Origin of the sequence: Erythrobacter sp. CCH5-A1 (assembly GCF_001557115.1) — a bacterium.
GTDB lineage: Bacteria > Pseudomonadota > Alphaproteobacteria > Sphingomonadales > Sphingomonadaceae > Erythrobacter.
The window spans coordinates 39,063-53,264 of sequence record NZ_LSKQ01000074.1 but is presented as its reverse complement, the minus strand read 5'-3'; the positions used below and the strand labels follow the sequence as shown (position 1 = coordinate 53,264).

Below are 14,202 nucleotides of genomic sequence, written 5' to 3'. Positions count from 1 at the left end.
GGCCTTGGCAAATTCGCTTATGTCGACGAGCAAAACGGCATCCGCATGTTTCGCGGCGACCTCTCCGGTCCTTGAATGGGCAGCCGGCACGATCGCCGTCCGATCGATGAGCGGGGCATTCCCGGCAAGGGGCTAGGTATCGGCGATGTCCAGGAACTGCATGGGACTGAAGATGGCCGGAATGGACTTTCTGAACTCTGGCGTTCGATTGGCTGACCATGCGCCTTTCGGCGCCCCTCGGCGCGTCCGGTCTGTGACGTCAGCGCGCACGCGCGGCGAGGATCGCCTTGTTGCGCTTGTCGAGCGCCAAGAAGGTCTTGAACGGCACCGCCGCCTCGTCGGTCCGGCCTTTCTGGCCGAGCGTCCACAGCTGCTGGTAATACCACGCCATGCCCGCAAAGCCGTTGATCGCCTTGACCACCTGAAACCGCTTGAGGAAGCCGAGCCATTTCGGGATCACCTCAAGCCGGTCCTCGTAGCGCGGCAGCTGGGCGAGCCCTTCGATAAGGCGGCGCGGGGCGTCGGTCATCACGCACATCGGGCGGCCGAGGCCGATCACGTCCGCTGCCCCGCCCTCGATCGCCTGCACCATCGCCGCGCGGCTACGGAAGCCGCCGGTGACCATCAGCGGGATGCTGACCTCGGCCTGCATGGCCTGCGCGAAATCGACGAAGTAGGCCTCGCGCGCGGCGGTCGAGGGGGCGACGTTCTGGTGTTCCACCGCCTCCATGCCCTCGATCCCGAGCAGCTTGGGCTGTTCGTAGGTCCCGCCCGAAATTTCGATCAGATCGACCGAGGCGGCCTCCAGCCATTTGACCACAGCGAGGCTGTCGGCGAAGTCGAAGCCGCCTTTCTGGAAATCGGCGCTGTTGAGCTTGACCGCGACCGGGAAGGCCGGGCCGACCGCTGCGCGCACCGCGGCGACGATCTCGAGCAGGAAGCGCGCGCGGTTTTCCAGGGTCCCGCCGTTGTCATCGGTCCGGTGATTGGAGCGCGGGCTGAGGAATTGCGAGACGAGGTATCCGTGCGCGGCATGGATCTGGACGCCGGTGAAGCCCGCGTCCTGACAGGCCTTGGCGGCAATCGCCCAACGCCGGACAAGATCGGCAATCTCGTCGCGAGTAAGCGGCACCGGCTTGCCGAACTGACCGCCGGGAAGTGCGAGTTGCACGTCCGATGCAGACTTCGGCGCGGGGTTGACGGTCTTTTGCACCTGCCGCCCGCCGTGGCTGATCTGCGCCCATAGATGGTTGCCACCGCGCGTCCCAGCCCTCGCCCAGCCCGCGAGTGCAGTCGCCATCGCTGCGTCGGGGACGCGGTCGATCACGACATTGCCGGGACGTTCGAGGTGGTCGCGGTCAACGATCACATTGCCGGTGATGAGCAGCCCCGCCCCGCCATCGGACCACAGGCCGTAAAGTCGTTCCAGCTCCGCTGTCGGGACGCCGTCTGGCGTGGCGAGTCCTTCGGTCATGGCTGCCTTCGCGAGTCGGTTGGGCAAGGTGGCACCGCAGGGCAAAGTAAGGGGCGATTCGAGCATGCAAAGCCTTCCGAACGGGGCCGAACTGGCACGAGGTAGAGCGCTTTCGTCATCGGGAGTATTGTTACTGGCCGGTCCACTCAACGCTGTCGACAGTTTTATGTAGCGATCGCTTCGCCTGGATTGCGATGGTTAATGGGCCTCCGATAAGCCTTTTGAAATATTGCTCAAAAACTCCGGCGTTTACCCAAAGTTATCCGTGAAATTCCGAGTTTCGCCCTGATCGATGCAGCTAGGCGAAAGGATGGGGCATGACGAAGGGGACAGTTGCGGCACGAATGCAAGGCATGACGGCTGCGCTGGCGGCGAGCCTGCTGCTCGCCGGCTGCGGCGGCGGAGACGGCTCGGGCGCACCGCCCGCAACCGGCGGCACGCCGACACCGACTCCCACCGCAGCGCCTCCCGCCATAGTCGGCGGCGAGCGCCAGATCGGGCAGTGGCGCGAGCTCATCCTCAACAATGACGGCTCGATCAACTGGAGCGAGTACACCCGCGTCGCCAACGCTTACCACACCGCCGAAATGGTCAGCTATCGCCTCGGGCCGCGCGCGACCGACTACAACGAGCCAGCGCCCACCGCGACCATCTACCAGCCCGAACCCAACGGGCTGTGGAAGGGCGGGCTCAATCGCGCGCTCGCCGACAAGTTCTGCCAGACTTCCGACAAGCTGATCCAGAGCGACGCCCCGGATGGCTATGGGGATGGCTTCGGCGGGGGCGGGGGCTGGATCTGGTCGGGCCAGATGCTGTTCAGCCCAGACGCCAATGCACCTGCCGAGCTGTCTGCCGGCGTCGCCAACGCGCGCGCCTTCGACGGGGCGATGGCGACCCGAGCCAGCGACGGTTCGACCCAGGCGCTGTGCATGCGCATGAACGCCTCGTGGTACGGCGACTGGTGGAACCGCAACAACATCTCCACACCCACAACCCCTGCCGTCGCCAACCTGCGCCGCCGTGATGCCACGTTACCGCTTCCGGCCGTGGCCGTGGCACGCGGGGACATCCAGAACTCGGTGACCGGCTTTCTTGCATTCCAGAACGGGCTGATTGCCGCGGCGGGAACGGGGAACGATTCCTACAGCGGGATCGGCAATCTCGTCGAGCCTAGCCTGCGCCTGCCCGCAGGCAAGGTGCCGACCGCGCTGGCACTTTCTGCGATGAACGAGTTCCTGTTCGTTACCGTGTGGGATGCGGCGGCGCGCAAGGGGCAGCTGGGAGTGATCGCAGTCAACCCGGAAGACCCGGCCAACATCGGCCCGCAAGATACCGGGCGCTACGGCTGGGGCGTCCAGAGCTGGCCGAATGTCCGATCGCTGAAGCTCCTCGGCTTCGTCGATCTGCCGATGGCGGCGCCCAACACGCTGTCGGTCACGCTTTCGACCGGCACGATGAAGTTCCGTGGCTTCGAGGAGTGGCGCGGGCGCGGGCTCGACACCCAGGCCGAGCGCGATCGCTGGTTCGCGCGCAGCAACCTCGCCTTCGATACCTTCATTCCGCAGACCGAATACTGGAGGCTGCTCGCCTCGGCAGGTTACGCTGTGGTCGGCTCGCGCGCGGAAAACAAGGTCGCAATCGTCGATCTGCGCCCGCTGCTGCGCTTCTACCGCGACCAGTACCTGACCACGCAGGCCAAGTGGAACGAGACCGCCAACAGCAATCAGGGTCCCGGCGACAACCAGTGGCCCTACACCTTCGCGCACAAGCCCGAACAGCGCCCCACGGTGCTCGGCACGCTCGATGTGGTCCAGCCGACCGCCGTGTTCGCGCGCCAGATCCGCACCGGGACCAACACCCTGTCCGGTTGGGACGGGCGGAGCTGGAACTATCTGTCGACGCTGCTCACCGTGGGGTCGATGGACGGCACCATCCGGCAATACGACGTGCGCTCGCTGATCGATCCGGCAAGCAGTTCGACCATGCCGACGGCTGCGGTGCGCGAATGGCGGGTGGGTCGCAACCCGGTGCAGATCACCACGCCGATCGCCGGAGCGGTCCGCACCGACGATCTCTACATCGTCAGCCGCGGAGCGCGCGAGGTGGGCGTTTACAGCTACAAGGGCGATCGCCATGCGGTGCTCAAGGACAGCCGCCTGCGTGATCCTGTTGCGCTGGTGATCGCCCAGCAGGGCGCGGGCTTCTTCGGCGCCGGCAAGGACCGCGCGCTCCAGGCGCAGGGGCTGACCGTGCTCGATTACGAGGGCAAGACCGTCCACGTCTACGGCATGTACATCCCGAATTACCCCGCGACCTACCAGCCAGGGCGGCTCGATGGCTTCTGGCAGGAGCAATGGCCCTTTGCCGGGCCGGACGATCCGAACCGCCAGCCGTTCCAGTATGGCACGGGCCGCCTGCTGGCGGGCAAGCCCTTCGCGTTCAGCATCGACGAGGTGATCTGACCTCCCCCACGTGCAGGGCAGAGCCGTCGCGTGACGCGGCTCTGTCCTGCGCGCAACCCGGATTGCAGCGCCCCTTACGGCCGCTTCCAGAAATCCACCACCGACCGCAGAGTCAGGGACCGTCTCAATGCCGATAACACGCCCGCACGTGACACTCGCAGCCGCCTTCGCAACACTTGCGCTGACCGCTTGCGGCGGCGGCGGCGAGAGCGCGCCGCCCGCTGCCGGTGTCACCCCGGTGCCGGGCTCGGCCCAGGCCTCCGCCACACCGGCGCCGGTGACCCCCGCGACCCTCGCCAGCAACCCGACCTACCAGGCGGCCATGGCTGTCTGGCGTGCGCCGCGGATCAAGGGGGAGTGCATGTCGTGCCACGGCCCGGACTTTTTCGACCTCGCCCGGATCGGCTCACCCGACGCGGATATCAGCCGCCGCGGGATCATCGACGGGGCCTCGCCGGCCGAGGTCGACCAACTGATCGCCGGGATCAAGCTGGTGCGTCAGGCCTACAGCCTCAAGGCGGAGAACCCGCGCACCTTCCGCCCGCTGCAACCCGGCGGCGCGGTGTTGCCCGGCGCCAGTACGATCGAGCGTGACGTCGCCTTTGCGGGCGAACTGGCGCGCTTTGCGCCCACGCTGACCTCGGACCGCCCGATCCGCACGCTGACAGACGCGAAGCGCGCGCGGGACGAGTTGCTCGCGATCGACTTCGACAAGATGAAGATCGGCATCCCCTTTCCGATCTGGTCGACGGACAAGTTCCACGGGGCTGCCGAGGGCAATCTCAACGACTGGGTGGCCGACGTCGCGCTCACCCCGCGGCCCGAGCGGCGCGCTGAATGGCTCGCCTTGCAGGACGCCTACCTCGCCGACCCGAGCGACCTCAATTTCTGGAAGATCTACTTCGCGATGCCGAACATGACCCAGCCTTTCGCGCTGCGCCCGGGCAACCTTGCCGCGCACGACACGAAGATCGCGCGCGTGGCCGATCTCAAGCTGCGCAACGCCATGGTCGGGCAGCATATCCTGCGCACCGAGGCGCTCGGGCGGCGCGACCAGTTCATGCGCGGGGCGGTGCCGTTCTCCTATCTCGCCACAGCGGAACCGTTCCGCACGATGTTCGACAAGCAGAGTGCCACCGGCGGTTCGGGCGAGCGCCTGCCGCGGTTCCTGCCCAACCCGATCTGGGAATTCGGGGATTACGCCCGGTTCGGCTTCGATGCCGATCCCTCGAGCGCCGGGCAGGTCGGCAACATTTCCTCGCGCGATGCCCTGCGCGACCGGCTCGCCATCATGGGCTACCCGCAATTCGTCGTCGACAGCGTCGATCCCGGGCTGACTGCGGGCCAGTCCGAAACCGACATCCGGATCGCCTGGTTCGTGATGGGTCTGCGCTTCGATCCGGGCCTGCAGCGCACTCACCAGTCCAATGCGACACTGCTGGGAGAGTACTTGCACGCGAACCTGCATGATCTGGACTACTTCAACCACCGCGTGTTCATCGAGGCCTTGCGGCTCGTCAACCGATCGTATCGACCCGAGGCTTCGCCCGCGCAACCGCCGCCCTACCACTTGTTCTTCGGCTACTTCGCCAAGTACAACCGGCAGATGCCGAGCCGCTGGAACAGCGCCGGCAACACCGCGGTCAGCGCAGACATCAAGAACGCGCAGATCGCCGCCTACAAGCGCACGGCGGCGAACTTCTTCCGCATGAGCCTGCTGCTGCATGAGGAAGCGCTCATCAGCGGCGCAATCGCCCCTTACGGCGCGGCGCCGACGAATGATGGCGAATTCCCGCAGATCCGGGCTTTCTTCGATTACGCCGGTCTGCCCGGACGGGCTGAAGACGATGCGCTGATGCAGCGGGTGGCCCAGCGCGCCGGAGCGGTGCTGTGAGTGGCCTGCGCTGGCAACCCGTGCGCAGCTGCCTCGCGGCACTTGCGCTGACCTTGCTCGCAGCCTGCGGCGGGGGCGAGGGTGAGGGGGCAGCGCCCGGCATATCGGTGGGCGGCGGCACGCCCACACCTGGTCCTTCTCCGACGCCGACGGCCTCGACACTTGTCCTCGCCGCCGATGGTCCGGTAACCCGGCCCGGCTGGGTCACGTTCACTGCGGCTGGCGGCGATGCCGTTTCCCGGGTCGAGCTCTATCGGGGCGGAGAACTGGTCGGTAGCGACAACACCCGCGATTTCGGGTTCCGCGTGGCCTACACCGCCAGCGCCAATCGCACCGACCGCTACGAGGCGCGCGGGTTCGACCAGAGCGGGCGGCAGGTGGCAAGCACCACTCTCGATCTCGGTGTCAGCATCGGCCGCGTGATCTATGTCGCGGGCAGCGGCAACGATGCGGCATCGGGCCTTTACGAAAGCGCCCCCAAGCGCACGCTTCAGGCCGCCCATGCGATCACTCAGCCGGGTGACAGCGTGCTGGTGATGAACGGCACCTATTCGCAGACCAATGCCGATGCGAACATCCTGACGATCTCGCGCAGCGGTCAATCGGACGCGTGGATCGCCTATATCGGCTATCCCGGTCACAAGCCCCTGCTGAAGGCGCGCAACTGGAACGCGGTCGGTGTGCAGGCCTCCTACATTATCGTCGAGGGCCTGACGCTCGAAGGCAACCGCGCCGAGATTACGCTCCAGCAAGCGCAGGCCGAGGCGAACAACCTCGGCAATCCGGTGACCAGCGGCAACGGGATTGGCATCGCGCCGTCGCAGGACAGACCCGAGGTGCGCCCCGCCCATGTCGTCATTCGCGACAACGAGGTACGCGATTTCCCCGGCGGCGGGATCTACGCCAAGGCGGCCGACTATCTCACCATCGAGCGCAACCGGGTCTATCGCAACGCCTGGTACGCGCCCTACGCCAATAGCGGCATCTCGATCTATCAGCCGTGGAACTCGGATAACTCCACCGCCGTCAAGATGATCATCCGCCAGAATGTGGCTTACGAGAACTACAACTACATCCCGTTCTACTATTCCGATCCGGACCCGGCCAAGCGCCGCGTCACCGATGGCAACGGGATCATCATCGACGATTTCCGTAACACCCAGCGCGGCTCCACGCTGGGGATCTATCCGGGCCGTACGCTGATCGAGAACAACATCGTGTTCAGCAATGGCGGGCGCGGGATCAATGTCTATTCCAGCAACCGGGTGGACGTGGTCAACAACACCAGCTGGTCCAACGCCCGCCATCCCGACATCACCAGCGAGATCGCTGTCACCGATGCCGATGACGTGCTGGTGCTCAACACCATCCTGTCCGCGCGCTCCGACAAGCTGGCAAGCCAGATCAGCCGTGCCACGGGGGTAGCCTTCAGCTTCAACCTCGTGTTCGGCGGGACTGGCTTCGCGCAAGGCTCGGGGCAGAACAACGTGACCGGCGATCCGCGCTTCGTCGATCCGGCGCAGCAGGATTTCCGCCTGCTCTCGGGAAGTCTCGCGATCGATGCCGCGCGTAGCCTCGGCAGTCCGGCGCGCGACATCGCCGGAGCGCGCCGGCCGCGGGGCGCGGGCATCGATATCGGCGCTTTCGAAAGCTTCTGAGCACGGGCGCAAGGGGGGAAGAGGAAAATGGCACGTGGAATCAGCCGGGCAGCCTGTCCCGAACCGGACAGGGGCCCGTCGGTCGTGGCCCTGCCCGGCGCCGCGCGCGAGCGGGTGCGGCAGGGAACGCTCGCCAACACCCTCGTTGCCCGCGCCAAGCTGTTCGCGGCTCAGGGCGAGCGCTTTGCCTATCGCTCGCCCCGGATGCGGGAGATCGAGCAGATGGCGCGCGCGCTGGTCGATTTTGGAGACAGCGCGGAGGCGCTGCTGCTGCTCGCCGCGCTGCGCGAAATGCCGCGCAAGCAGCGCGCCCGGCTGGTCGAGGACCTGGGGCGGATCGACACCCGGCAGGGCCGCCGCGCCTGGCTGATCGCGCGTTCGACCATGCTGGACATCGGCCAGGAGATCGAACTGTGGCACCAGATCAAGCGCTACCGCGCCGAGTCTGTGGCGTGAGGCCGGTTCAGAAATCGACTCCCAGGCTGAACTGCACCGCACGCCCATCGATGAACCCGTAAACGCCGCTGCCGAAGACGTCCCATCCGAAGGTATTGGCGAGGTTGGTGACGCTTAGTCGTGCCTGCGCAGGCGCATCTCCGAGGCGAAAGCCGTAGCGCAAGCCCGCATCGAACAGGGCTCGCGCAGGAACCCGCACCGCACTGCTGCTTGTCGCCACGACCGAGGACTGCGCCCGCAATCCGGCAGACAGGGTTACGCCCTCGCCAAAGCGCGGGCGCCAGTCAAAGGCAAGGCTCAAACGTCGATCGGGTCGCCCTACCGCCTCGGTCCCCACCGTTCCTGCCTCCACCGCCAGGCCGCGTACCTTGGAATCGCCGAGGATCGCCCCGCCCACCACATCGAGCCGCGGGGTGATCGCGCCCGACAGGCTCACCTCAATGCCCTGGTTTGCGGTGCTGCCGAGCTGGCTGAACGCGCCCTGCGGGTCGAACTGGAAATAGGGGCGGCTCAGATCATAGGCCCCCACGATCAGGCTGAGACCGGGCTTCACCTTCCAGCGCATGCCGACATCGTATTGGCGGGTCCGGCTGGCGGGCAGCGGCGCGTTGCGGTTGATCGCGCTGCCCGGCGCAGCGCCGCTGTCCTCAAGCCCCTCGGCATAGCTGGCATAGGCCGACAGCCGCTCGTCAAGTCGTACCGATCCGGTCGCGGTGAGCAGCACGGGGCTCGCTCTGCCGACAAGCGCCGCGCTGTTGCCGGGCACGGCGCGCTGGCGGTAATCGGTCTTCTGGAGGCCGAGATTAAGGTCGGCACCGCCCCGCCAACTGAGAGCATATCCTGCCGCGATCGTGCCCTGCCGGATCTGGTTGAGGTCCTGTGCTCCGAACGCGGGGCCCCGAGGCGGCGCAGGCTGCGGCGCGCCGATGGCGATCCTGCCCAGTTCGACAAATTGGCTCCCGCCGAACAGGCGCTCGCGCAGCCGTCCGCGTAGCGACAGCGTGAACGTGTGCCGCACATCGCCGCTGCCGAAAGCGCGGTCGAGCCTCAGCTCGCCGCTCGTCGATCCGTTGCGCGCGGGCGGATCGGTCACGATCAGCTGGCTCGCCGTCGCACCGGGGGTGACGTCGAGGTAGAGATTGGCGAAACTCGCGGGGGCATTCGAGACAGAACGGAACAGCCCTGCCCGCAGCCGCCAGCCCCCCTCTTGCCACTTGACGACGGTGCCGAAGTTATAGCGGTTGCGCGCGTTCTCGGCCCAGGCCGGCCCGGTGAACAACTGCCGGGGCACGCGCGGGGGCAGGTATTCGCCCGCCGTTATGTAGTCGGGCGGGCTCTGTACCTCGCGCATTGCGAGATAGGAGAAGAAGGGCACCACCTCGAGACTGTCCGAGGGCTTCCATTCGAAGGTCGCACTTCCCGATGCGATCCAGTCGGTGGTGCCGTTGCCATAGGCCTCGCGATAGGCCCCCGCACCCAGCGCCGCGCCCAAGCGCGGGGAAAGCCGGACATCTGCGGTCGCCTCCGATACCAGAAAACCAAAGGTGTCCGCCGAGACGAACAGGCTGCGCCCCGGGTCTGCGGCCGGTCTGCGCAACCGGATGTCGACCACGCCCGAGGGAGCAGGAAAGGCAAAGCCCTGAGCCGCGATCCCAACGCGGATCGTGGTGGTCGATCGCAGCAGCGAAGAGGGCAGCGTGACCGGGTCGAAATAAAGATCCTCGAGCCGCACATTGCCCGCATCCACCGCCGAAAATCCGCGCACATCATCCGAGCCGTAGAGCCCGATATTCTCGCGCCCGATGCTGGTGCCGAAGGCATCCTTGGCGGCCTGAAGCGCATTCTCGGTCGAACGCTGGGCGTGGAGCGGCGCCGCGGCGACACCTCCGAGCAGCGCGGCGACGAACCCGACAATTGTTGATCTTTTCATCGGAGAGGCATTCTGGCCTGTTGAACGGGGCGCTTGTATCCCTTGCAAATCCTGCGATGACTATCGAATTGATCCGCGCTGCATATGAGAAAATCTCAACTATGAACTCGCGTGCTTCGCTCAGTGTCTCGCTTAACGCATTGCGGATGTTCGAAGCAGTTGTGCGGCTCGGCGGCGTGAACCCGGCCGCCACCGAGCTGAGGCTGACCCCTTCTGCAATCAGTCATCAGCTGAAAGCGCTCGATGCTGCCATGCCTCTGCCGCTGCTACGGCGCGAGGGGCGCAGGGCAGTGCCGACCGTGCAGGGTGCAAAGCTCGCCGCGCAGCTGGGCGCTGCCTTCACCGCGATCGACGCTGCCCTCGACGAGGTCCGCAGCGCGCGGCAAGTGATGACGATCAGCGCCTACGACAGCTTCGCGGTCAACTGGCTGCTGCCGCGGCTTGCCCGCTTTACCGAGTCCCGGCCCGAAATCGATGTCCGTCTGGCGACCTCGCCTCGGTTGCTCGATCTCGAGCGCGAGCGGATCGATTGTGCGATCAGGCTCGGCCCCGGCGACTGGCCGGGGATCGATGCGCATCTGCTGGTGCCGCAGTATTTCGGCCCACTGGTGCGCAGCGACCGGGCGGACGGTGCAGCGATCCCGCGGATCGTGTGGGTCGGGAGCGAAGACGATTGGGATCCTTGGCCGCAGTGGCAACAGGGCGGTCAGGAAATCCGGGTGATGTCGCGCGAGCTGGTGATCGGGGCGGTGATGTCAGGTACGGGCATGGGCGTGCTCGATCTGGTCCTGATGTCCGACCGGATTGTCAACCGCGAGGTCACCGTGGCGGGGCCGCGCCATGCCTCGTCGTGGAGCTATTACCTCGCACTTCCCGCCGACCGGCCCACCCCGCCCCACGTCCGCGCCTTTGCCGAGTGGGTGCGCGAAGAGATGGCGCACACCGAGCGGTTCCTGAACGAAAACGTAGCGTGAAGACGACTTGATCACGCAGCGACCATGCCGATGCGCGCTGGCGCGCCGGTTCAGCCCGCAGGAAGCTTGAGGTAGAGCTCGCTCGATCCGATATTGATGATCCCGGCAAAGCCGCTGAGGATGTCCTGGCCGACGACCCCGTCGATCTCGGTGCCCGTAGCCGCCTTCAGCCGCGCGACGACGCTGTCGAGATTGGTGCTGTAGACCTGCTTCAGGGGCACGGCCCGGCCATCGAGCGCGATGCTTCCGATCGGATGGCTGGTGATCGCGATGGCGCCCCCGGCGCCCGCGCCCTGCTGTTCGCCGGTTGCTGCGCCGAGCCCGAACTTCGCCAGCCGGTCATGCCTCACCACGGTCGCACCGGCGCCGGAGTCGAGCACGAAAGTGCCCGCCTGACCATTGATCTCAACGTCGATGATCTCGTGACCGGTGGGCAGCTTGGTGAGCTTGAGGACCGTAAAGCCCTGGCTCGCGAGGAAGCGGCTGACTTCGCCAGATTCGGGCGGCGCAGCCGGTGCGGGGGCAGGAAGGACCATGGCAAGGGCGACGATGATTAGGGCAATGGGACGCATGAAGAATACCTCACAAGGGACGATGAAAAGGATGGCCGACCGGTGGCACGGGGCGCTCAGAAAATCTTGCGCAGGCTGAAGCTGATTACCCTGCCGAGCGGATCGAGATAGGCCGGCTGGTAGCTCAACGGCACGGTGCCTGCCGCGTCGCGCACCTGCGGGCGGGTGTTAAACAGGTTGGTGACCCCCAGCGAAACGCGCGTGCCCCTCAGCCAAGCAGGAGGCTTCTTGCCGCCGACCGCCTCGGAGAGGTTGGCGAAAAGATTGAGATTGACGATCGCGTAGTCGTCGAAGCGCAGGTCGCTCGCGGGCTGACCCGGATCACGCACTGCGGTCGCGCTGCGCCAGTTGGCAGAGACCCGCGCGCCCCAGCCGCCCTTGAACGCGCCCGCCTGAAGATCGACCTCGTGCCGCCGCCTGCCGCCGAGGAAATCGACCGCACCGCCATCGAGCAGGTCGAGCCTGGGGCTGCCGCGGCGCAAGGTGATCTCGTCCTCGAGAAACCAGTTGTGGTAGAGGCTGACAAAGACGCGGCTGGTGAGGTTGGCCGCCCCTTGCGCGGTCGCGCTGCCGGGTTCGGCGCGGACCAGCGCGGCGTTCGGGAACAGCCGCTTCACCTCGGCCTCGCTGGTTACCACCTTCACCCGTGCATCACGCAGATATTCGGGCACCTTGCCGAGCGGGCGGGTGAAGTTGACCCCCCAGCGCAGCTGCTGCTGGCGCGCCTCGGCGAAGTTGACCGCGCGGGCATCGATCTGTTGCAGGCGGCCCGCCGCATCGCGGGTAAAGCGCTCGGGAAAGGCCGACTCGATCAGCGAAGTGAGGATTGGAAAGGGGGAAACCGGATTGTCGGTCCGGCTGCGCACGTAATCGGCGCTGATGCTGAAGTCGGTCTTGGCCAGCGGCCGCAGGGTCACGCCGAGCCGGAACAGGCGGCGATCGTCATTGGCGAGAGCAGGATTGCCGCCGGTGACGCGGTTGATGTCGACCACCTCGCGGCGGACGAAGTCGAAGGTGCGAAGGTTCGGCGTGATCAGCGTCGGCCCGCCCAGCTGCTCGAGCGTGGGCGCGCCCTCTTCGCGCGTGAACGAGGCGACGATGTCGATGGCCTTGGCGGGCGACCAGTTGAGACCGAAGCCATAGGTCCACAGCGTCCCTGCGTCCGACAGACGGTCGTAGGCGAGGTTGGCATTGAGCGTCAGATTGCCCAGCGGCGATGCCTTCTCCTCGGTGCGGCTCAGAAGGGGGACAGAGATATCCGCCTGCACCCCGCCACGGTCGCGTGACAGATCGGCCAGCGTTGCGGTGCCGGCAAAGCTCGCCCGGCCGGTGAAGTCGCGGAATTCCCCGCCGACCCGCAGGCTTGCCGACAGCGGGCCCGCAGGCAGCGTTGCAACCGGCCCCGAAGCGAGGAAATCGGCGTTGAACAGCGTGTCGGTCGATAGCGCGGTGTCGCGCCGTAATGGCGTATCCGCCGCATCGGTCAGCACCTCGCCCTCGGTCCGGTCGAAATTGCCGAGCGCGGTCCATTGCCACCGGCCAAGGCGGCCGCCGATGGTGGTGCCGACATGCACCAGCGTCTGATCGCTGTCGCGCCGCAGGATCCGCCCCTGCCCGCGCCCCAGCAGGCTGTCGTTGCGGCTGACGTCGACCCGGCCGTTGAGGGTTGCCGAGATATCGTTCAGGACATGCCCGCTCAGCACGCCGTTGACGCCGAAGCGTTCGTTTTCGGGGAGCAGCGTGCGGACCTCGCCCAGCTCGGGCGTGGCCGCAAACTGCCGCACGTCGCGCTCGCTTTCGAGAAGGTTGTCTGCGTGCGAATAGGTTGCGCCCAGCGCGATGCGGGTGTCGCCGGCGATCCGCAGATAGTCGGCATTGCCGATGCCGGTTTCCCGCCCGCCTTCGCCCGGGGTCAGAAAGCTCGCCTGCCCAATTCGCGACTGATAGCGCGGGAAGGTGACGATGTTCACCACCTTCTGGTCGGCGCGGTAGCCGTATTGCAGCGCGAGTTCCTCGGGGAAGATTTCCATGCGCTCGATCGCCTCGGATGGGATCCGTGCGATTTCCGCGAAATCGGAGACGCGCCTTCCGTTGAGCAGCGTCACCGGCGGGGCGTCACCCCGACCGCGGTTGCTGGCGGTCTGGGGGGCAATGGTGTCAAGCAGTGCGCCGATGTTCTCGGCACCGAAGGCGCGGATATCAAGCTGGCTGAAGCTGCGTTCGGGCGGGATGTCGCTGTTCACCGAGCCGCGCGGACGCTCGCCGGAGACGACGATGCCATCAGGCTTGGGCGGAGCTCCGCTCGTCGTAGCCGCCTTTTCGCCGCCTTCCGCCGTGCTCGCGGCCGCGCGTGCGGCCTCGCGCGCTTCGGGCGGAAGCTGATCGCCATATTGTTCGAGCAGCTTCTTGGCGAGTTCGGGCGGCAGGGGCTTGCCGTCAAGCGTCTGGACCCGCACCCCCGGCTGCGCTCCTGTGGCGTCCGGCGGGGGCAACTGGTCTTTCAGCTGTTCCTCGATCTGCCTTGCGAGCTCCGGAGGCAGCGGCTTCCCATCAGCGCCGTAGAAGACCCGCTTCGGCGGGTTGGCGGCCTCGCCTTCTCCTTGCGCCTGCGAATCGCTCGCGGCCGGGGGGGCCTTCGTCTCCTCAGCCGCCTGCGCCAGCACTGCGCCCGGCGCCGCGCCCGCCAGAAGTCCCGCCGCCAGTCCGCACCATCTCACTGTCACACCAAATCTCCAAGTTCGTGAACCTGGCGGAGACAAGAGCAGTCTTGCGTATCGACCGG

General features: G+C 66.6%; 9 protein-coding genes. 5 read left to right on the top strand and 4 right to left on the bottom strand.

Going from position 1 to position 14,202, the window contains the following annotated elements; translation table 11 throughout:
- Positions 1-259: 259 nt before the first annotated feature.
- Complete coding sequence (locus tag AX708_RS03510) at positions 260-1,540, bottom strand: NADH:flavin oxidoreductase/NADH oxidase family protein (RefSeq protein WP_066531741.1); 1,281 nt, start codon at positions 1,538-1,540, stop codon at positions 260-262.
- Positions 1,541-1,827: 287 nt separating this feature from the next.
- Between AX708_RS03510 and AX708_RS03505 the strand changes: the two genes are divergently transcribed.
- The 4 genes from AX708_RS03505 (at position 1,828) to AX708_RS03490 (ending at position 7,944) form a co-directional block, all read left to right on the top strand.
- Positions 1,828-3,936: a hypothetical protein gene (locus tag AX708_RS03505; RefSeq protein ID WP_066531740.1), complete on the top strand. Its 2,109-nt coding sequence runs from the start codon at positions 1,828-1,830 to the stop codon at positions 3,934-3,936.
- Positions 3,937-4,084: 148 nt separating this feature from the next.
- Positions 4,085-5,830: a hypothetical protein gene (locus AX708_RS03500; protein ID WP_066531739.1), complete on the top strand. Its 1,746-nt coding sequence runs from the start codon at positions 4,085-4,087 to the stop codon at positions 5,828-5,830.
- Positions 5,827-7,488: a right-handed parallel beta-helix repeat-containing protein gene (locus AX708_RS03495; RefSeq protein WP_156443480.1), complete on the top strand. Its 1,662-nt coding sequence runs from the start codon at positions 5,827-5,829 to the stop codon at positions 7,486-7,488. The genes AX708_RS03500 and AX708_RS03495 overlap by 4 nt, the downstream gene beginning before the upstream one ends.
- Positions 7,489-7,572: 84 nt before the next feature.
- Positions 7,573-7,944 carry a hypothetical protein gene (locus AX708_RS03490; protein ID WP_066531736.1) on the top strand — a complete coding sequence of 124 codons (372 nt, stop codon included), beginning with the start codon at positions 7,573-7,575 and terminating at the stop codon, positions 7,942-7,944.
- Positions 7,945-7,951: 7 nt separating this feature from the next.
- Here AX708_RS03490 and AX708_RS03485 read toward each other — a convergent pair whose 3' ends face one another.
- Positions 7,952-9,874: a TonB-dependent receptor domain-containing protein gene (locus tag AX708_RS03485; RefSeq protein WP_066531734.1), complete on the bottom strand. Its 1,923-nt coding sequence runs from the start codon at positions 9,872-9,874 to the stop codon at positions 7,952-7,954.
- 56 nt (positions 9,875-9,930) lie between these two features.
- On the opposite strand from AX708_RS03485, the gene AX708_RS03480 reads away from it, so the two are divergent.
- Complete coding sequence (locus tag AX708_RS03480; protein WP_082745674.1) at positions 9,931-10,848, top strand: LysR substrate-binding domain-containing protein; 918 nt, start codon at positions 9,931-9,933, stop codon at positions 10,846-10,848.
- A gap of 50 nt (positions 10,849-10,898) precedes the next feature.
- Here AX708_RS03480 and AX708_RS03475 read toward each other — a convergent pair whose 3' ends face one another.
- Both AX708_RS03475 and AX708_RS03470 read right to left on the bottom strand, forming a co-directional pair.
- A complete protein-coding gene (locus AX708_RS03475) occupies positions 10,899-11,384 on the bottom strand; it encodes an aspartyl protease family protein (RefSeq protein ID WP_066531731.1) in 486 nt (161 codons plus the stop codon).
- 92 nt (positions 11,385-11,476) lie between these two features.
- Complete coding sequence (locus tag AX708_RS03470) at positions 11,477-14,143, bottom strand: TonB-dependent receptor domain-containing protein (protein WP_156443479.1); 2,667 nt, start codon at positions 14,141-14,143, stop codon at positions 11,477-11,479.
- Between the last annotated feature and the right edge of the window lie 59 nt (positions 14,144-14,202).